Annotated in this window: 23 protein-coding genes; 8 read left to right on the forward strand and 15 right to left on the reverse strand. The window is 73.4% G+C overall.

Annotated elements, in window-relative coordinates:
- The 3 genes from AB0I91_RS43560 to AB0I91_RS43570 all read right to left on the reverse strand — a co-directional run.
- Positions 1-142, reverse strand: a 142-nt coding sequence (locus AB0I91_RS43560; protein ID WP_499642121.1) for a ferredoxin, incomplete at its 3' end; no start/stop codon positions are given.
- Entirely contained in the window at positions 109-855 is a 747-nt protein-coding gene (locus tag AB0I91_RS43565) for a hypothetical protein (RefSeq protein WP_499642111.1), read from the reverse strand. The genes AB0I91_RS43560 and AB0I91_RS43565, both read right to left, overlap by 34 nt.
- Positions 852-1,166 carry a PadR family transcriptional regulator gene (locus tag AB0I91_RS43570; protein WP_184929076.1) on the reverse strand — a complete coding sequence of 105 codons (315 nt, stop codon included), beginning with the start codon at positions 1,164-1,166 and terminating at the stop codon, positions 852-854. Before AB0I91_RS43570 ends, AB0I91_RS43565 begins: the two co-directional genes overlap by 4 nt.
- 91 nt (positions 1,167-1,257) lie before the next feature.
- On the opposite strand from AB0I91_RS43570, the gene AB0I91_RS43575 reads away from it, so the two are divergent.
- Positions 1,258-1,707 (forward strand): RrF2 family transcriptional regulator, encoded by a 450-nt coding sequence (locus AB0I91_RS43575; protein ID WP_498778721.1) that lies wholly within the window; start codon positions 1,258-1,260, stop codon positions 1,705-1,707.
- A gap of 38 nt (positions 1,708-1,745) precedes the next feature.
- Positions 1,746-2,138 carry a RidA family protein gene (locus tag AB0I91_RS43580; RefSeq protein WP_498778575.1) on the forward strand — a complete coding sequence of 131 codons (393 nt, stop codon included), beginning with the start codon at positions 1,746-1,748 and terminating at the stop codon, positions 2,136-2,138.
- Between the two features lie 46 nt (positions 2,139-2,184).
- Here the strand turns inward: AB0I91_RS43580 and AB0I91_RS43585 are convergent, their stop codons facing one another.
- Positions 2,185-2,709 (reverse strand): hypothetical protein, encoded by a 525-nt coding sequence (locus tag AB0I91_RS43585; RefSeq protein ID WP_498781478.1) that lies wholly within the window; start codon positions 2,707-2,709, stop codon positions 2,185-2,187.
- A gap of 137 nt (positions 2,710-2,846) precedes the next feature.
- On the opposite strand from AB0I91_RS43585, the gene AB0I91_RS43590 reads away from it, so the two are divergent.
- From AB0I91_RS43590 to AB0I91_RS43605, 4 genes are all read left to right on the forward strand, one after another.
- Entirely contained in the window at positions 2,847-3,566 is a 720-nt protein-coding gene (locus tag AB0I91_RS43590) for a thymidine kinase (protein ID WP_498781479.1), read from the forward strand.
- A 70-nt stretch (positions 3,567-3,636) separates the two neighbouring features.
- On the forward strand, positions 3,637-4,230 hold the full coding sequence (locus AB0I91_RS43595; RefSeq protein WP_498781480.1) for a helix-turn-helix domain-containing protein: 594 nt from the start codon (positions 3,637-3,639) through the stop codon (positions 4,228-4,230).
- Between the two features lie 112 nt (positions 4,231-4,342).
- Complete coding sequence (locus AB0I91_RS43600) at positions 4,343-4,813, forward strand: NUDIX hydrolase (protein ID WP_498781579.1); 471 nt, start codon at positions 4,343-4,345, stop codon at positions 4,811-4,813.
- Between the two features lie 470 nt (positions 4,814-5,283).
- Complete coding sequence (locus AB0I91_RS43605; RefSeq protein ID WP_053722354.1) at positions 5,284-5,628, forward strand: RNA polymerase-binding protein RbpA; 345 nt, start codon at positions 5,284-5,286, stop codon at positions 5,626-5,628.
- A 66-nt stretch (positions 5,629-5,694) separates the two neighbouring features.
- On the opposite strand, the gene AB0I91_RS43610 is transcribed toward AB0I91_RS43605, so the two are convergent.
- From AB0I91_RS43610 to AB0I91_RS43620, 3 genes are read right to left on the reverse strand one after another with little or no spacing between them, the layout of a single operon-like run.
- Positions 5,695-6,489, reverse strand: coding sequence for a polyprenol monophosphomannose synthase (locus AB0I91_RS43610; RefSeq protein WP_498781483.1), 795 nt, complete (start codon positions 6,487-6,489; stop codon positions 5,695-5,697).
- Positions 6,464-8,071 carry an apolipoprotein N-acyltransferase gene (gene lnt / locus AB0I91_RS43615; protein ID WP_498781485.1) on the reverse strand — a complete coding sequence of 536 codons (1,608 nt, stop codon included), beginning with the start codon at positions 8,069-8,071 and terminating at the stop codon, positions 6,464-6,466. The genes AB0I91_RS43610 and lnt overlap by 26 nt, the downstream gene beginning before the upstream one ends.
- 23 nt (positions 8,072-8,094) lie before the next feature.
- Positions 8,095-9,126 (reverse strand): MrcB family domain-containing protein, encoded by a 1,032-nt coding sequence (locus tag AB0I91_RS43620; RefSeq protein WP_499642114.1) that lies wholly within the window; start codon positions 9,124-9,126, stop codon positions 8,095-8,097.
- Positions 9,127-9,278: 152 nt separating this feature from the next.
- Between AB0I91_RS43620 and AB0I91_RS43625 the strand changes: the two genes are divergently transcribed.
- Complete coding sequence (locus AB0I91_RS43625) at positions 9,279-9,464, forward strand: PspC domain-containing protein (RefSeq protein ID WP_498781489.1); 186 nt, start codon at positions 9,279-9,281, stop codon at positions 9,462-9,464.
- Here the strand turns inward: AB0I91_RS43625 and AB0I91_RS43630 are convergent.
- Positions 9,458-10,204 carry a TetR/AcrR family transcriptional regulator gene (locus AB0I91_RS43630; protein WP_498781490.1) on the reverse strand — a complete coding sequence of 249 codons (747 nt, stop codon included), beginning with the start codon at positions 10,202-10,204 and terminating at the stop codon, positions 9,458-9,460. The two genes, AB0I91_RS43625 and AB0I91_RS43630, sit on opposite strands and share 7 nt — an antisense overlap.
- 10 nt (positions 10,205-10,214) lie before the next feature.
- On the reverse strand, positions 10,215-10,580 hold the full coding sequence (locus AB0I91_RS43635; protein WP_498781491.1) for a GntR family transcriptional regulator: 366 nt from the start codon (positions 10,578-10,580) through the stop codon (positions 10,215-10,217).
- A gap of 95 nt (positions 10,581-10,675) precedes the next feature.
- Here AB0I91_RS43635 and AB0I91_RS43640 point away from each other — a divergent pair, with 95 nt between their 5' ends.
- Positions 10,676-11,104 carry a hypothetical protein gene (locus AB0I91_RS43640; RefSeq protein WP_498781493.1) on the forward strand — a complete coding sequence of 143 codons (429 nt, stop codon included), beginning with the start codon at positions 10,676-10,678 and terminating at the stop codon, positions 11,102-11,104.
- Positions 11,105-11,151: 47 nt separating this feature from the next.
- Here AB0I91_RS43640 and kal read toward each other — a convergent pair whose 3' ends face one another.
- The 6 genes from kal to AB0I91_RS43670 are packed head-to-tail and all read right to left on the reverse strand — an operon-like array spanning position 11,152 to position 16,665.
- Positions 11,152-11,544 carry a 3-aminobutyryl-CoA ammonia lyase gene (gene kal / locus AB0I91_RS43645; protein ID WP_498781494.1) on the reverse strand — a complete coding sequence of 131 codons (393 nt, stop codon included), beginning with the start codon at positions 11,542-11,544 and terminating at the stop codon, positions 11,152-11,154.
- Complete coding sequence (gene kamE / locus AB0I91_RS43650) at positions 11,541-12,326, reverse strand: lysine 5,6-aminomutase subunit beta (RefSeq protein WP_498781496.1); 786 nt, start codon at positions 12,324-12,326, stop codon at positions 11,541-11,543. Before kamE ends, kal begins: the two co-directional genes overlap by 4 nt.
- Positions 12,323-13,891 carry a lysine 5,6-aminomutase subunit alpha gene (gene kamD / locus AB0I91_RS43655; RefSeq protein WP_499618033.1) on the reverse strand — a complete coding sequence of 523 codons (1,569 nt, stop codon included), beginning with the start codon at positions 13,889-13,891 and terminating at the stop codon, positions 12,323-12,325. The genes kamE and kamD overlap by 4 nt, the downstream gene beginning before the upstream one ends.
- Positions 13,892-13,896: 5 nt before the next feature.
- Positions 13,897-14,700: a sigma factor-like helix-turn-helix DNA-binding protein gene (locus AB0I91_RS43660; protein ID WP_498781500.1), complete on the reverse strand. Its 804-nt coding sequence runs from the start codon at positions 14,698-14,700 to the stop codon at positions 13,897-13,899.
- A gap of 1 nt (position 14,701) precedes the next feature.
- Entirely contained in the window at positions 14,702-16,291 is a 1,590-nt protein-coding gene (locus AB0I91_RS43665; RefSeq protein ID WP_499642117.1) for an amidohydrolase, read from the reverse strand.
- Positions 16,288-16,665, reverse strand: a complete 378-nt coding sequence (locus AB0I91_RS43670; protein ID WP_499642119.1) for a hypothetical protein — start codon at positions 16,663-16,665, stop codon at positions 16,288-16,290. Before AB0I91_RS43670 ends, AB0I91_RS43665 begins: the two co-directional genes overlap by 4 nt.
- Positions 16,666-16,736 lie beyond the last annotated feature (71 nt).

Here is a 16,736-nt window from a genome sequence, read left to right on the forward strand (position 1 = left end):
CGCGGACCGCGGCGTGCAGGTGCTCGGCGGGTTCGGGGTCGAGCAGCACGACCACGCCGTCCTCGTCCCGCTGGTCGAACACGTCGGGCGCGGCCCAGGCGGGAGGGCTCAGGCGGCGGGCACGGTCGCGCGGGCCGCCCAGGGCCGGAACACCGCCACCGCGGCGGCGGCGATCAGCCAGGCCGCGGCCATCGTCCACGTCGACAGCGCCGGGGCGAACACCACCGACCCGACCCCCGCGACGAGCCCGACCGGCGCGACCGCCCACCACCGCGACGGCACCGGCGGCGCCTCCCGGTGGAAACCCGCCACCACCGCCACCGCGGTCAGCAGCGCCGGGCCGTGCCACAGCAGCGGCCACCACGGCGCGAACCCCGCCGCCACCGACCACACCGCCGACACCAGCGACACCGCGCCCAGCACACCCCCGGCGACCCGGCCCCACGCGCGGCGGCCGCCGACCAGCGCCGCGAACGCCACCACCGCCACCGCGTCGTACCACCAGCCCTGCACGTCGACGCCGGGGCCGAGCCGGGCGATCACCGTCCACGACTGCGCCGAGGCCACCAGCTGACCCAGCAGCCCGGTCAGCGCCAGCACCCGCAGCACGGTCCCCGCCGCGCGCCGCTCGCCCAGCCGCACCCGCACCGCCAGCGCCGCCGTCGCGCCCGCCTCGCCCCACCCCGGCCAGCCGTGCTCCAGGTCCAGGTCGTCGGTGCGGTCGGCCAGGAAGATGCCGACCATCTCCTCCTCGCGCTCCGCGCGGTACCAGGCGGGCAGCACCCGCAGCAGCGACCGGTACCGGCGTTCCAGGTTCGACCTCCCGGCGTGGGACCGCCCCGCGTCCGACCTCACAGCGCACCCCTCGCCTTCAGCACCGACGACGCGGCGCGCACGTTCGCCGACAACCGGGCCACCTCGGCCGACAACACCCGCACACCGGCGTCGGTCAGCCGGTAGTAGCGGCGAAGCCGACCCTGGTGCACCTCCTCGCGGTCGCGCTCGGCCAGGCCCTCCGCGACCAGCCGGTCCAGCACCCCGTAGAGCGTGCCGACCCGCAACCGCATCCGACCCTCCGACAGCCCGTCGACCGCGCGCACGATCGCGTAGCCGTGCAACGGCTCCTCCGCCAACGCGGTGAGCACCAGGAACACCTGCTCCGACATACCTCTCACACCGCACGTTATACCGCTTTGCGATATATCTCGGCAATAAATCTGGATACCGGATGTCCAGGATGGGGTTAGGGTGGTGACCGTGAAGATGGCCGAGGGCGTCGAATGGGCCCTGCACTGCTGCCTGGACCTGTCCTGGGCGGGCGGGACCCCCGTCCCCGCCGCCCGCCTCGCCGCGCTGCACGGCCTGCCGGCCGCCTACCTCACCAAGCAGCTGCAGGCCCTCGGCCGGGCCGGCATCGTGCGCTCCACCCCCGGCCCGCGCGGCGGCTACCTGCTCGACCGGCCGCCGCACGCCGTGACCCTCATGGACGTCGTCGCGGCCGTCGACGGCGCCGACCCCGCGTTCCGCTGCACCGAGATCCGCGCGGGCGGCCCCCACACCACCCGCTGCGCCATCGACTCCGCCATGACCCGCGCCGACCTGGCCTGGCGCCGGGAACTGGCCGGCCGCACCCTCGCCGACCTCGACGCCGACGTGCGCCGCGCCGACCCCGACGCCCCCGCCGCCACCCGCGCCCGGCTCACCTGACACCCGACACCCGACACGACCGGAAGGACGCTCGACCGGTGCCCCACACCCTCGCCAACCCCGACGCGCTGCCCGACCCCACCGGCTACGGCTACAGCCACGTCGCCGCCACCACCGGCGACCTGGTGTTCGTCGCCGGCCAGTACGGCTGCGACGCCGACGGGCGCCTCGTGTCCGACGACTTCGCCGAACAGGTCGACCGCGCGTACGCCAACCTCGGCACCGCCCTGCGCGCGGTCGGCCTGGACTACCGCCACGTCGCCCGCCTGGGCACCTACGTCGTCGGCCACGACGCCGACCGGCTCACCGTGCTGCGGGACCACGCGCTCCGCATCTGGGGCGACCGGCCACCCGCGCAGACCCTGCTCGGCGTGGCCACGCTCGCCCTGCCCGGGATGCTGTTCGAGGTCGACGCCGTCGCGGTCCGCTGAGCGGGTGGCGCGTCGCCCCGCGCGACGCGCCACCCGCGGGTGCCGCCTACTCGCAGCGCGCCGCGGTCACACCCCAGTACAGCAACGTCGACGTGGACGCGGTGGTGCCCCAGTACCGCCACGTCGTGCCGAACGACGAGCGGCTGCCGACGTGACTGTAGGAGGTGTTGCCCGCGGTGAACGCCGCCGTGCCGCAGCGCAGGTCGAACGACGTCAGCGTGTCCTCCGCGGTGCGGGTGAGGTCCACCTGGGCGGTGGCGGTGCCGTCGGGGTTGCAGCGCACCGCGTAGGCGGAGTCGTAGACGGGGAACACCAGGCCGCCGTTGGCCCGGTAGGTGACGTGCCAGATCCGGTAGCTGCCGAGGCCGGCCATCGCCGAGCCGACGTAGTTGTGGAAGTAGGTGCCGACAGGCTCGAGGTAGCCGTTGCCGTTCGGCGCCCACTTGAGCGTTTCGATCGTGGTGGTCGACGTGCACGCCCCGGCGGGCGCGGCACCGGCGGTACCCGGTGACGACACGGCGAGCCCCAGCACCACCAGGGGTAACGCGAGCAACGCGACGATCCTGCGCATGACTCCTCCTCGGACGTCGTCGGCCGGCCCGGCGCGGACGGCCGCGGTGTCGGGCCGCCCCGGGCGGGGCGACTCCGTCCACCGCACGGAGGAGGTCGCGGCGGCCCCGCTGATACCGCGCACTAGGGTGGCCCGCCGTGGAACCGATCATCCCCGCCCCGGACCCGACCGACGCGCTGTCCTCCGTGCCCGCAGCCGGGGTCGGCCGCGGCCTGCCGCCCACCGGGAGGCTGAGGTTCTTCTTCGGGCCCATGGACTGCGGCAAGTCGACGCTGGCCCTGCAGATCGACCACAACCAGGCCCGCCAGGGCCGCCGCGGGCTGCTGCTGGTGCGCCACGACCGCTCCGGCACGCCCACCATCTCCAGCCGCATGGGCCTGGTCCGCCACGCGCTGGAGGTCCACGAGGAGATGGACCTGTGCGCGCTGGTGCGGGAGCACTGGTCGCGGGGCAGCCGGGTCGACTACGTCATCGTCGACGAGGCCCAGTTCCTCTCCGCCGAGCAGGTCGACCAGCTCGCCGAGCTCGCCGACGACGCCCACCTCGAGGTCTACTGCTTCGGCCTGGCCACCGACTTCCGCAGCTGCCTGTTCCCGGGTTCGCAGCGGCTGTTCGAGCTGGCCGACGAGCTCAACGCGATCCAGGTCGAGGTGCTGTGCTGGTGCGGGCGCCCGGGCCGGTTCAACGCCCGCGTCCACGACGGCGACGTGGTGCGCGCCGGGGACACCGTGCTGGTCGCCGACACGGTCGCCGCGGACACCGTGGAGGTCCGCTACCAGGTGCTGTGCCGCACGCACTACCGCACCGGCGACCTCGGCCCGCACACCGTGAACGGCCGGCAGCTCAGCCTCACCTGACCCGGCTGGACGTCCACCCTCCCGTCGTCCCACAATGGCAATCCCTGTTGCCGATCCCGGGACGACACGCATGAGCGACGCGGGCGACACCGCCGACGACCCGACCGACGAGGTGCTGGACAAGGTCGGCGAGCGGCTGCGCCACATCCGCACGAGCCGGGGCGCGACGCTGGCCGACCTGGCGGAGGCGACGGGGATCTCCAAGAGCACCCTGTCGCGCCTGGAGTCGGGGCAGCGGCGGCCGAGCCTGGAGCTGCTGCTGCCGATCGCGCGGGCGCACCGCGTGCCGCTGGACGAGCTGGTCGGCGCGCCGCCGGTGGGCGATCCGCGGATCAGGCCGGTGCCGGTGCGCCGCAACGGCATGACCGTGCTCCCGCTGACCCAGCAGCCGGGCGGCCTGCAGGCGTTCAAGATGATCATCCCCGACCGGGGCGAGCCGGATCCGCGCACGCACACCGGCTACGAGTGGCTCTACGTGCTGTCGGGGCGGCTGCGGCTGATCCTGGCCGACCACGACGTGGTGCTGGGGCCCGGCGAGGCGGCGGAGTTCGACACGCGGCTGCCGCACTGGTTCGGGCCGGCGGGTCCGGAGCCGGTGGAGATCCTGAGCCTGTTCGGCAAGCAGGGCGAGCAGATCCACATGCGCACCCGGCGCAGGACGTGACGGGCGGGAACGGTCACACTGGGCGCATGAGGACTGCGTGCGCCGGGACCGTGTGCGTCACCGTGCGCGCCGGGACCGGTCGGGTGGGCGGGTGCGGGACGGGGCGTCGGTCGTGACGGGCGGGCGCAGTGCCGGGATCCTGCTGCACCGGGTGGTCGACGGCGGGCGGCAGGTGCTGCTGGGCCACATGGGCGGCCCGTTCTGGGCGCGGCGGGACGAGGGCGCGTGGTCGATCCCCAAAGGCGAGCCGGAGGACGGGGAGGACCTGGAGGCGACCGCCCGCCGGGAGTTCGCCGAGGAGCTGGGGCTGCCGGTGCCCGAGGGCGAGCTGGTGCCGTTGGGCGAGGTCCGGCAGTCCGGCGGCAAGGTCGTGACCGCCTGGGCCCTGGAGGGCGACCTGGACCCCGATCGGGTGGTTCCGGGGACGTTCACCCTGGAGTGGCCGCGCGGGTCCGGAACGGTGCGCGAGTTCCCCGAGGTGGACCGGGTGGCCTGGTTTCCTCTGGTCGAGGCGCGGGTAAAGCTGGTGAAGGCCCAACGGGAGCTGCTCGACCGACTCGCCGAAAAGCACTCTTTCGAGTGACACTGAAGTCATCGATCGGATAAAGCGTCCGATTGGACGTTTGGGTGCGGTCCGGACGGGTGATTCATCCTCATGTCCGCCACCGAGCACACTCGACCGGCCACCCAGCGTGGCGACCTCCCCCGAACTTCGTGAAATAACTTTGCGTAACCGTAACCATGACGGACGTCACTACCGGCGAGTTAAACCCGCCGTAACGTCGCCCTGCGTGGTCGGTCTAAGCTGTCGCAGCCGCACGACTTCTGCCAGGACTACTCCATCGGTGTGATGGAGTCGCCCGGTAGCTTGATAACGCGTCACGATCCGGCCGCGATTGCATCCCTTAGGAGGAAGCCTTCGTTGACGGGTGAAAGACGTCACTGTGGGCGACGATGACCGTGAAGCCGGGAACGAACGGAGCAGTCCGATCGTTGCACTCGGTGAGCAACAAGCCTGGGCCCCGGCCCTGAGCCGAGCGAAAGGACACCGCCATGGCCGACCGCGTTCTACGGGGTAGCCGGCTCGGAGCAGTCAGCTACGAGACCGACCGCAATCACGACCTCGCCCCGCGCCGGTCGGTGCGGTACGCCTGCCCCAAGGGCCACGACTTCGAGGTCCCGTTCTCCGACGACGCCGAGATCCCCCACACCTGGGAGTGCCGCCTGCACGGCCAGGAGTCGAAGATCATCGACGGCGCCGAGCCGGAGGCGAAGAAGGTCAAGCCGCCGCGCACGCACTGGGACATGCTCCTGGAGCGGCGCACGATCCCGGAGCTCGAAGAGCTGCTGGACGAGCGGCTGGAGGAGCTGAAGGGGCGGCGCACCCGCACCGCCTGACCGCGTCGACGTGCGAAGGGGCCCACCGGATCTCTCCGGTGGGCCCCTTCGGCGTGCGCGGGGGGTCTAGCGGTTGCTGGGGGTCTTGGTCTTCTTGGGGGCGAGCAGGTCCCGCAGCTGGGTGCCTCGGCGGCGCAGGCCCCACTTGGTGACGCGGACGAGCGCTTCGCGGACGATGTCGCCGCTCATCTTCGACACGCCGATCTCACGCTCGGTGAACGTGATGGGCACCTCGACGACCCGGTAGCCGAGTTCGATGGTGCGCCAGGCGAGGTCGATCTGGAAGCAGTAGCCCGCGGAGGCGACGTTGTGGAGCTTGAGGTTGCGCAGCACGTCGGTGCGGTAGGCGCGGAAGCCCGCGGTGATGTCCTTGACCGACGCGCCGAGCGCGAGCCGCGAGTACAGGTTGGCGCCGCGGGAGAGGAACTCGCGCTTCTTGGGCCAGTTGACCACGGTGCCGCCGGGCACGTAGCGGGAGCCGATCACGAGGTCCGCGTCGTGCAGGGCGTCGAGCATGCGGGGCAGGTCCTCGGGGGCGTGGGAGCCGTCGGCGTCCATCTCCACGAGCACCTGGTAGCCGCGGTCGGTGCCCCAGCCGAAGCCGGCGATGTAGGCGGCGCCGAGGCCGGCTTTCTCCGTGCGGTGCAGCACGTGCACGCGGTCGTCGGCGGCGGCCATCTCGTCGGCCAGCTGTCCTGTGCCGTCGGGGCTGCCGTCGTCCACCACGAGGGCGTGCACGTCCGGCAGCGCGGTGTGCAGCCGCTGCACGATCTTCCCGATGTTGTCCCGCTCGTTGTAGGTCGGGATCACCACCAGCACCGGCCCGAGCTCGCGGTCAGGCTGCGCCTGCTGGTCCGCCATCCGTGTCCTCCTCGCCGACCCCCGCACCAGGGGTCGGACGCGTCCGTCGTCGTGTCACTGTCAAGGCGATCGCCACGGCCGTCAGGCCCAGAGCGGTCATCACCCACTCGGGCCATGCGCCGAGCCGGGTGGCCAGCGTAGCCTCCCCGCGCAGCGGGACCGTGGCCACCAGCGCGTCGGCGGTGAACAGGCCGGTCCGCTGGGTGACGGACCCGTCCGGCCGCACGATGGCGGACACGCCGCTCGTGGCGGACACGATCACGGATTTGCCGTGTTCGACGGCGCGGACGCGGGACATGGCCAGTTGCTGGTAGGTCATCTCGGTGTAGCCGAAGGTGGCGTTGTTGGTGGGGATGGCGATGAGGTTCGCGCCTTCGGTGATCGAGTCGCGGACGACGCCGTCGAACGCGACCTCGTAGCAGGTGTCGATGGCGACCTTGGCGGGGCCCATGGTGAAGCCCTCGGGGTCGGTGCCGGGTTGGAAGGTGCCGGCGCGGTCGACGGTGTCGGTGAAGATCCGGAAGAACTCGCGGTAGGGCATGGTCTCGCCGAAGGGCTGCAGCTGCCGCTTGGTGTAGGTGTCGGTGGGGCCGACGCCGGGTTCGTAGAGCACGACGGTGTTGCGGGGCAGCTTGTCGTCGGGGTCGATGACGACGGCGCCGACGGCGACGGGCACGCCGATGGCCTCGGTGGCGCGCTGGATCTGGTTGGCGGCGTCGACGTTGCGGAAGGGGTCGATGTCGGAGGAGTTCTCCGGCCAGATGACCAGGTCGGGTTGTTCGGCGCGGCCGGCGCGGACGTCCTCGGCCAGTTGCAGGGTGCGGGCGACGTGGTTGTCGAGCACGGCGCGGCGCTGGGCGTTGAAGTCGAGGCCGGCGCGGGGCACGTTGCCCTGGACCGCGGCGACGGTGGCGACGCCCTGGTCGGGGTCGGTGTGCACGAAGGTCGTGGCGGCGATGCCGGCGGCGAGGGGCAGCACGAGGGCGGGCGCGCCGACGCGCCAGTCGCGGACGAGGTGGGCGGCGCCGAGGCCGGTGAGGGCGACGGCGAACCCGATCAGGGGCGCGCCGCCGAGGGAGGCCAGCGGCAGGTACCAGCCTTCGGGTTGGCCGAAGGCGATCTTGCCCCAGGGGAAGCCGCCGAAGGGCACGACGGCGCGCAGGGCCTCGTCGGCGACCCACACCAGCGCCATCCACAGCGGCGCGCCGGGCAGCCGGGACACCACCGCCATGACCGCGGTGCCGACGGCGACGAGGACCGCGCACAGCAGGGCGAGCGGGAGCCAGGCGATGAGGCCGACGAACTCGCCGGTCCAGCGCAGCAGGGGCGCCATGAACGCCAGGCCCCACACCAGGCCGAGGCCGAACCCGGCGCGGGCGCGGCGGCCGTGCAGGAGCAGGCCGAGGACGGCGAACCCGACGGGCGCGAGCCACCAGGTCGTGCGCGGGGGGAAGCTGAGGAACACCGCGGCCCCGCCGACGGCGGCCAGCAGGGTCCGCAGCAGCGTGCCGCGCACGTCCCGGCGGCGGGCGGGGGGCGTGTCGGCGACGGGTTGATCCGGCGTCACGGGGGCTGCGACCACCGGTTCAGCCTACGAGCCGCCGGTCACGACCCCGCACCCGGTCGTGACCCGCCACCGCCGCGCCCACCCGTGCGGTACCGGTAGGCCAGGGGCGTGAGGTCCTCCCCCGCCACCTTCCACGGCTGCACGACCCTCATGCGGCCGCCGGTGGCGCGTGGCGGTGTGGTGCTCCGGTCCAGTGCGATGTCGCCGACGACGACGAGCATGGTGTGCGGGTACCGGTCGGCGTTGAGCCGGACCTCGTCGCGGGTGAGGACGACCTCTTCGCCGCTCGAGGTGGTGCCCTTGACCTCGACGTAGAGCCGTTCGCCGGGTCGGGTGGCGTCGAGGTCGTAGGACTCGGTCGCGCCGACGTCGAGGACGGTGAAGCCCTGTGCCTCCAGGTAGCGGCGGGCGCGGGCCACGGCGTGGGTCTCGATCGCGGTGCGGTCGGCCTGGCCGAGCCCGAAGCCCTGGCCGGTGCCGCGGCGGCCGGCGGCGCGTGCGGCGGACGCGACGGCGTCGGCGACTTCGGGCGCCTGCTCGTCTCCGGGTGGGGTGGGGGTTTCTTCCACCTCGTGCAGCCGTCCCAGCACGGAGACGAGGAACCGCAGGTCGGTGTCGAGGACGTCGTCGGTCGGGAGGGCGTCGCGTCGGTAGTCGAACGCCGCCACGGTGCCGTGCTCGTAGCCTCGTGCCCGTTTGCCTCGGCTGCCCTTGAGCGCGATCGCGGGCAGCAGGTCGGGTCGTCTGGCCAGTTCGCGGGCGAGCGCCGCGCGGGCACGGTCGGCGCCGGCGCGCAGTTCGGCGACGGGCCGGTCGACGGGCGAGGTGCCGTTCCAGGTGGTGGTGCCCTGCATGAGGGTGAGGTAGACGCTCTCGCCGCGGGCGTCGAACAGGTACACGACGTACCAGCCGTCGCGGGGTGTGGGTGAGCGGCTCGCGGAGTGCACGCGGGCCCGCAGCCACGCGGTCATCCGGTCGCGGACGAGTTCGCCGCGGCGCCGCATCGTGTCGGTGTACTCGTCGGTGAATTCCCGTTGGGCGTCGAGCACGCCCTGTAAGACCTCGCGCACCCCCGAAGCATCACACGGACGGGTGACCGTGTGGGCGGGGGTGACGTGTGGGGACGTGCGGGGTTGCCCCGGGATTGGGTCGTGGCCGGTGGGGGTAGGAAATCAGGGTTCCCACCGATGTCCGGTGGCGTGAGCGCGGGGAGGGTGGAGGCATGACCACGTTGACCAGGCCTCAGGACCGGAAGATCATCGCGGGTGTGTGTGCGGGGCTGGCGGCCCGGTACGGGTGGCGGGCGAGCACGGTGCGGTGGGTGTTCGTCCTGTCGTGCCTGTTGCCGGGGCCGCAGTTCCTGATCTACCTGGCGTTGTGGGTGATGATGCCGAAGCGCCCCTACTGACGGCTGTCGACGAGGGCCTGGATGCCGTCCAGGACGCGGTCCAGGCCGAAGGTGAACGCGTGGTCGCCGTCGTAGGCGGCGCCGTGGGTCTGGCCGGCGGCGGCGCCGACGCGGGCGGCGACGGGGAACCGCGCGGGGTCCAGGACGCGGGCGAGCAGCGGCGCGGCGGTCTGCCACCACTGGTCGTCGGTGAGGCCGGTGCGGTCGCGGGTGCGGTCGGCGTCGACGGTGACCTGGACGGCGGCGCGGACGTGGGCCAGGACGAGGGTGAGGACGGAGTCCATCTCCAGGTCGGACAGGCCGATGCCGTCGACGGCGCGCAGTTCGTAGTCGTACTTGGCGACGACGTGGGGTCCGAGGACGGCGCGGTTGGCGGGGACCTGCAGCAGCCAGGGGTGGCGCAGGTGCAGGTCGCGGTTGTCGCGGGCGATGCGGGCGAGCCGGCCGCGCCACCCGCCGGGCACGTCGGCGGGCCGGGGTGTCTCGCCGTGCACGGCGTCGACCATGGCGTCGAGGAGTTCGGCTTTGCCGGGGACGTGGGTGTAGAGGGACATGGTGCCGACGCCGAGGGCGTCGGCGACGCGGCGCATGGACAGCGCGGCGAGTCCTTCGGTGTCGGCGAGGTGGACGGCGGCGGTGACGATGCGGTCGACGTCGAGGTCCTTGCGGCCGCGGTGGGCGCCGGTGCGCCACAGCACCGCGAGGGTCCGGGCGGGGTCGGCGGCGGGTTCGGTGGCCACGCGCGTCACCCTACGGGTGGTGGGTGTCGGTGAGGGCGGCGCGGACGATGTCGAGGGCTTCGTCGCCGGTGAGGCCCTGGTCGCGGGCGGTGGCGGCGTAGGCGCGGGCGGCGCGCAGGACGCGTTCCCGGCCGCGTTGCCCGGCGGCGCTGACGACGGTGCCGGCGCGGCCGCGGGTTTCGATGAGGCCGGCTTCCTCGAGTTCGCGGTAGGCGCGGGCGACGGTGTTGACGGCGAGGCCGAGGTCGGCGGCCAGGGCCCGCACGGTGGGCAGGCGGGTGCCGACGGCCAGGTCGCGGTCGGTGATCGCGCGGGCGAACTGGGACCGCACCTGTTCGTAGGGCGGCACGGGCGAGGCCGGGTCGATGCTGATCACGCGTCGATGGTGGCAGAGGGCGGGGTGCGGGCGCGTGCGGGCGTGCGGTGACGTCGGGTCGCCGGTCGGGCACGGGGCGTGGCAGGGTGGGGGGTGTGTTCCGCGGACCGCTGCTGCCGACCGTGGCCCTGGCGTTGGTCACGGGTGTGGTCGTGGCGGTGGCGTTGTTCGCGCCGGGCCGTCACGTCACGGGCACCCCGACGCCGCACTGCGCGGCGTTGCAGGTGTTGTTGGACAGCGACGAGGAGATGCGGCGGGTGGCGGGCGAGCTGCGCGGTGACCGTCGGGTGCGGGAGGTGCGCGACGAGCGGACGCAGGCGGACAACCACGCCCGGTTGACCGCGCAGTTGCGGGCCTCGGGCCGGGACGACCTGGCGGACGCGGCGCGGGTGGAGGGGACGCCGGCGTCGTTGCGGGTGGTGGAGGCGTTCGGGGTGGACGCCGGGGAGTTGGCCGAGGAGCTGCGGCTGGAGCACCGGGTGAACCTGGTGGACGTGTGCGCGGACCCCGAGGCCGGCGACTGACGGAACGCTCACCCGGCGTGGTCACCGAGGGTGGTCACCCACCGTGGTCATTGGGGTTTCTCGGGTGCGACGACGGTGCCGCGGGCGCGGGTGACGACGACGGGCGGGTCGAGGACGTCGGCGGCGGAGGGGCCGCGGTCGGGGGCGCTGCGGCACACGACGCGGGCTTCGAAGTCGATCTCGCGGGAGCGGGTTCCGACGCGGACGAGGGTGGCGGTGGCCTCGATGACGTCGCCTGCCTGGACGGGTGCGAGGAACTCGACGGCGGAGTAGGCGGCGAAGAGCCCTTCGTCGCCGTCGGTGCGGATGAGCAGTTCGGTGGCGACGTCGCCGAACAGGCCGAGTCCGTAGGCGCCGTCGACGAGGTTGCCGCCGTAGTGGGCGTGGGAGTGGGGCACGTAGCGGCGGTGGGTGACGGTGAATCCCTCGGTGAGGCTCACGCGTTCTCCTTGCGGGCGTCGGTGGTCCGCGCGGTCGCGGTCGGGGCGGTGGTGGTTTTGGTCCGGATGGCGTGGGTGAGGTAGCTGGCGACCTCGCCGGGTGTGGTGCCGCGGCCGAAGACGCGGTCCACGCCCAGCTCGGCGGCCATGAGCGGGTCGAAGCGGGGTCCACCGGCGATGAGCAGCGGTCGCCGCTCCCCCATGGCCTCGCGGAACGCGGCGGACATCTCGCGGGTGTTGAGGAGGTGGGCGTCGCGTTGGGTGACGACCTGGGAGACGAGGACGGCGTCGGCTTTCTCGGCGCGGGCGCGGCGGACGAGTTCGGGCACGGAGACCTGCGCGCCGAGGTTCACGACCTTGAGCTCGCGGTAGTACTCGAGGCCTTTCTCGCCGGCGAAGCCCTTGATGTTGAGGATGGCGTCGATGCCGACGGTGTGGGCGTCGGTGCCGATGCAGGCGCCGACGACGACGAGTTTGCGGCGCAGGAGCTTCTTGAGGGCGGTGTTGATCTCGGCGGGGGTCAGCAGCGGGTACTCGCGTTCGACGACGCGCACGTCGTCGAGGTCGACGATGTGGCGGACGGAGCCGTAGACGACGAAGAAGGTGAAGTCGTCGCCGACGGGGTGGGAGTGCACGACCATGGCGGGGTCGATGCCCATCTTGTTCGCGAGTTGTTGCGCGGCGCCGTCGGCGTGGGGGCCGGCGGGGAGGGGCAGGGTGAACGAGGTCTGCACCATGCCGTCGCCGGTGGTGTCGCCGTAGGGGCGGACGTGGCGCTTCACGGGTGTGCCTCCAGCAGGTCCGCGGCCGGGTTGTGGTAGTCGTCGGCCTTGGACACGACGCCGTCGGCGCCCTTGCCGCCGTCGGCGGGGCGTTTCATGAGGCCGAAGGTGCCGTCGGCGATGGCGTCGAGCAGGCCGTCGTCGACGATGCGGGCGAGCAGGTCGACGGCGTCGCCGAGGACCTGGTGGGCGCGTTTGACGATGAGTCCGTCGGGGGCGGGCCGGAAGTCCTCGCGCAGTCCGCCGGCGGCGTCGAGGACGTAGCGGACGTTGCGCAGGGCGAGGTCGCGGTCGGACAGGAACGGGGTGACGACGGCTTCGGTCATCATGCCGACGAGCAGGATGGACTGGCCGGTGAGCAGGCCGGCGAGGTTGAAGAACCCGTCGAGCAGGTAGCCGTGGAACACGTCGCCGGTCATGTGCTTGGTGGGCGGCATCCACTTCAGCGGCGCGTCGGGGAACAGCTCGCGGGCCAGCAGGGCGTGGGCGAGTTCGAGGCGGAACGACTCGGGCACGGCGGGGTTGATCTCGAAGGCGTGGCCGAGGCCGAGGAGGTGGTCGGGCAGGCCTGCTTCGTGGGCGAAGTGCTCGTTGAGCAGCTGGGACACGGTGACGGTGTGCGCGGCGTCGACGGCGTCGGCGGTGGTGAGGTAGTTGTCCTCGCCGGTGTTGATGACGATGCCGGCGCGGGCGTGGACCTGGCGGGAGAACCGCTGGTCGACGAAGGTGCGGATCGGGTTGATGTCGCGGAACAGGATGCCGTACATGGAGTCGTTGAGCATCATGTCGAGGCGTTGCAGGCCGGCGAGGACGGCGATCTCGGGCATGCACAGCCCGGAGGCGTAGTTGGTGAGCCGCACGTACCGGCCGACCTCGTGGGACACCTCGTCCAGGGCCGCGCGCATGATGCGGAAGTTCTCCTGGGTGGCGTAGGTGCCGGCGAAGCCGTGGTGGGTGGCGCCTTCGGGGACGTAGTCGAGCAGGGACTGGCCGGTGGAGCGGATGACGGCGATGATGTCGGCGCCGGCGCGGGCGGCGTTGCGGGCCTGCACGACGTCCTCGTCGATGTCGCCGGTGGCGACGATGAGGTAGATCCAGGGGCGTCGGGGCGGGTCGCCGAGTTTGGCGACGAGCTTGTCGCGTTGGGCGCGGTTGCGGTCGACGGTGCGCAGGCCCTTGGTGACGGCGGCGGTGGCGGCTTTGCGCGCGCGTTCCCGGTCGCGGCCGGTGGGGAGGGTGTAGCGGACCTGTCCGGCGGCGGTGGCCTCGGCCAGGTCGGTGAGGGTGGCGAGGTCGTGCTCGCGCAGGGCGTGGAAGACGGGCAGCGTGACGCCGTGTTCGAGGCCGCAGTGCTCGCGGACGGTGTCGACGACGCGGTTGACCCAGGGGACGTCGCCGGCGCGGTGGGTGGTGTCGGCGCCGGTGATGCCGGCCAGGCGGAGCGTGGCGCGCTCGACCGCCACCGTGGTGTGGGCCCGGGCGAGGGCCACCACCGGTTCGGCGGCGCGGGCGGCGAGTTCGCGCGCCGTGGCGACCACCTTCGGGTCGAGGTCGAGCAACGCCATCTGCTTCACTCCTGTTCTTCGGGGTCGGTCAGCCTGCGGATCTCCGCGCGTGCGCGCGCGAGCTGCGGGTACACGGCGGACGGGGAGATGCCGAGCGTCGCCGCGACCTCGGCCACGGACAGGCCCTCGATCTCGCGCAGCACGTAAACGGCGCGCAGGGTGGGCCGCAGCCGCTCCAGGGCCCGGGTCTCGGCGTCGGTGAGGGCTTGCGGCGGCCCTCCGCCCACGGTCGGCGGCAGGAGCGGCGTGGCGCGCCGGAGTCCGCGGGTCAGTTCGAGGATCTCGTCGAGCAGGTCGCGGTCGGAGCGGACCGGCCCGTGGCCGGGTGCGGTGGCGCGGAAGTCGGCCACCGTGGCGGTGAAGTCGTCCCACTCGCGGTCGAGGAACCTGCCCAGCCTCTGCGCGGGCAGCGGCTCGGGCAGTGCGGCGTTGACCGCGTCGAGCAGGGCGAGGATCTCGGTTTTCTCGCCCGCGTCGACGGCCTGGAACTGGCTGAGCGGGCCGGTGACGTCGGTCTTGGCGAGGTCGAGCAGCAGCGGGACGACCTTGGCCTGGCCGACGCTCTTGGAGATGGCGCCTGCTTCGAAGTTGATCCAGGGCGAGTGCTGGTTGGCCGCCGACAGCACGACGATCCCGAACGAGGTCCCTTCCAGGGCACCGGCGAGTTCGGCCATGCTCGGCGAGCCCTTGGCGATGTCCTTGTCCGACATCCACGGCTTGACGGCCTGGACGACCAGTTGCAGCCATTCGCGCAGGAACAGCGCGAACCGCCGTTCCGCCTCCCCCGACCAGGAGATGAAGACCTTCACCTCACGCCTCCCGGTCGTAGACGGTGCGGCCGCGCAGGACGGTGCGCAGGCACGTGGGCGCGGGGCCGTCGAGGGCGGGCAGGGCGGGGACGCGGGAGCGCGGGTCGGTGGACCAGCGCTGCACGCGGCTGTCGGGGGCGGCGACTTCCAGCTCTCCCGCCTCCCACACGGCGTAGGTGGCGGGCGCGCCGGGTTGCAGGGTGCCGGTGACGCCGTCGTCGACGCCGGCGGCGCGCCAGCCGCCGCGGGTGTGGGCGTTGAACGCGGCCCGCGGGGAGAGGCCGTGGCCGTCGGTGCGGTGGTGGACGGCGGCCTTGATCGCGGCCCACGGGTCGACGGCGGTGACGGGGGCGTCGGAGCCCAGGGCGAGGATCATGCCGGCGGCGGCGAGGCGGGAGAACGGGTTGAGCGCGGTGCCCCGTTCGACGCCGAGCCGTCGGGCGTACATGCCGTCGGTTCCGCCCCATTCGTGGTCGAACAGGGGTTGCACGGAGGCGACGACGCCCCAGGAGGCCAGCCGCGCGGCCTGCTCGCCGGTGATCATCTCCAGGTGTTCGAGGCGGTGCCGGCGGGCGGCGAGGGCCGGGGCGCCGACGATCGCGGCGGCCCGGGTGAAGCCGTCGACGACGGTGGCGACGGCGGCGTCGCCGATGACGTGGAACCCGCCCTGCAGGCCGGCGCGGGTGCAGGCGACGAGGTGTTCGGCGACGGCGTCGGCGTCCAGGTAGAGGGCGCCGGTGGTGTCGGCGTCGGCGTAGGGCTCGCACAGCGCGGCGGTGCGGGAGCCCAGGGCGCCGTCGACGAACAGGTCGCCGGCCAGGCCGCGCACGGGCAGGTCGACCGGGTCGAGGCCGCCCCAGTAGCCGGCGACGTCGAGCAGGTCGGTGGCGAGCAGGTCGGCGAGGTCGTCGCGGCCGGAGATGTCGGGTCCGGCGCATTCGTGCACCGACGCGATGCCGCGTGCCGCGGCATGCTGAAGGAATGCCCGTTGGGCGGCGCGGCGCCGGTCGACGGGGATGGCGTCCTTCGCGGCCCGGCGCACGTGGTGGTGCGCGGCGCGCGAGAGGGGCCCGTCGGGGTGCCAGCCGTCGGCGCCGCGGGCGTCGGGGGCGAGGTCGAGCAGCGCGGTGGAGGCCAGCGCGGAGTGCACGTCGATGCGGGACAGGTACACCCGGGCGCCGCGGGCGGCGTCGTCGAGTTCGGCCCGGGTCGGCGGCCGGTTCTCCGGCCAGCGGGTCTCGTCCCAGCCGTGCCCCCAGACCAGGGGGCCGTCGGCGGCGCGCACGGCGTCGAGCAGCTCGGTCAGCGACCGGCAGCCGGTGAGGTCCAGGCCGGTGAGCAGCAGCCCGGCGGAGGTGGCGTGCACGTGGGCGTCGACGAACGCCGGGGCGACGAACGCGCCGTCCAGGTCGACGACCTCGGCGTCGGGGTGCAGGGCGCGGCCCGCGCCGTCCTGGCCGAGCCACACCACGGTGCCGTCGGTGATCGCCATCGCGGTGGCGTCGGGAGCGGTCGGGGAGTGGATGCGCCCGCCCACGAGCAGGCGCGTCGACGGGTGCGTCGACGCCGGGTCGCCGTTCACTGTAGTCACGCCTGCCGAGTCTGCCGGTGCTCGAACAGGGCCCGCACGGCAGGTTCGCCGCGCAGCAGGTCCAGGGCGAACGCGGCGTGACCCGGCACGTAGCCGTTGCCGACGAGCATCTCCACGTCGGCGGCGAGCCCTTCGGCGCCCAGCGCGGCGGCGGGGAACGACGTGGCCATGGAGAAGAACACCACGGTGCCGCCGTCGGCGGTGGCCAGGATCGCGCCGTGCTCGCAGCCGGGCACGTCCACGCACACCACGGTCACGTCCACGCGGTCGCCGACCGCCTCGGCCACCGCGACGGGGTCGCAGGCGTCGGCGACGACCACCCGGTCGGCCAGGCCCGCGGCGCGCACGGCGTCGGCCTCGCCCGCGGTCGGCACCAGGGCGACGAGCAGGGACGCGCCGGCGCGGCGGGCGGCGGCCAGCGACAGCGACCCCGACTAGCCGCCGC

The organism is Actinosynnema sp. NPDC049800, from assembly GCF_040656635.1.
Taxonomy (GTDB): Bacteria; Actinomycetota; Actinomycetes; order Mycobacteriales; family Pseudonocardiaceae; genus Actinosynnema.

Bases quoted from the DNA above. Each gene is read 5' to 3' on its own strand.
- AB0I91_RS43570 (WP_184929076.1), bottom strand. From the start codon at position 1,166: ATGTCGGAGCAGGTGTTCCTGGTGCTCACCGCGTTGGCGGAGGAGCCG.
- AB0I91_RS43585 (WP_498781478.1), bottom strand. From the start codon at position 2,709: ATGCGCAGGATCGTCGCGTTGCTCGCGTTACCCCTGGTGGTGCTGGGG.
- AB0I91_RS43595 (WP_498781480.1), top strand. From the start codon at position 3,637: ATGAGCGACGCGGGCGACACCGCCGACGACCCGACCGACGAGGTGCTG.
- AB0I91_RS43605 (WP_053722354.1), top strand. From the start codon at position 5,284: ATGGCCGACCGCGTTCTACGGGGTAGCCGGCTCGGAGCAGTCAGCTAC.
- AB0I91_RS43610 (WP_498781483.1), bottom strand. From the start codon at position 6,489: ATGGCGGACCAGCAGGCGCAGCCTGACCGCGAGCTCGGGCCGGTGCTG.
- AB0I91_RS43625 (WP_498781489.1), top strand. From the start codon at position 9,279: ATGACCACGTTGACCAGGCCTCAGGACCGGAAGATCATCGCGGGTGTG.
- kamD (WP_499618033.1), bottom strand. From the start codon at position 13,891: ATGGCGTTGCTCGACCTCGACCCGAAGGTGGTCGCCACGGCGCGCGAA.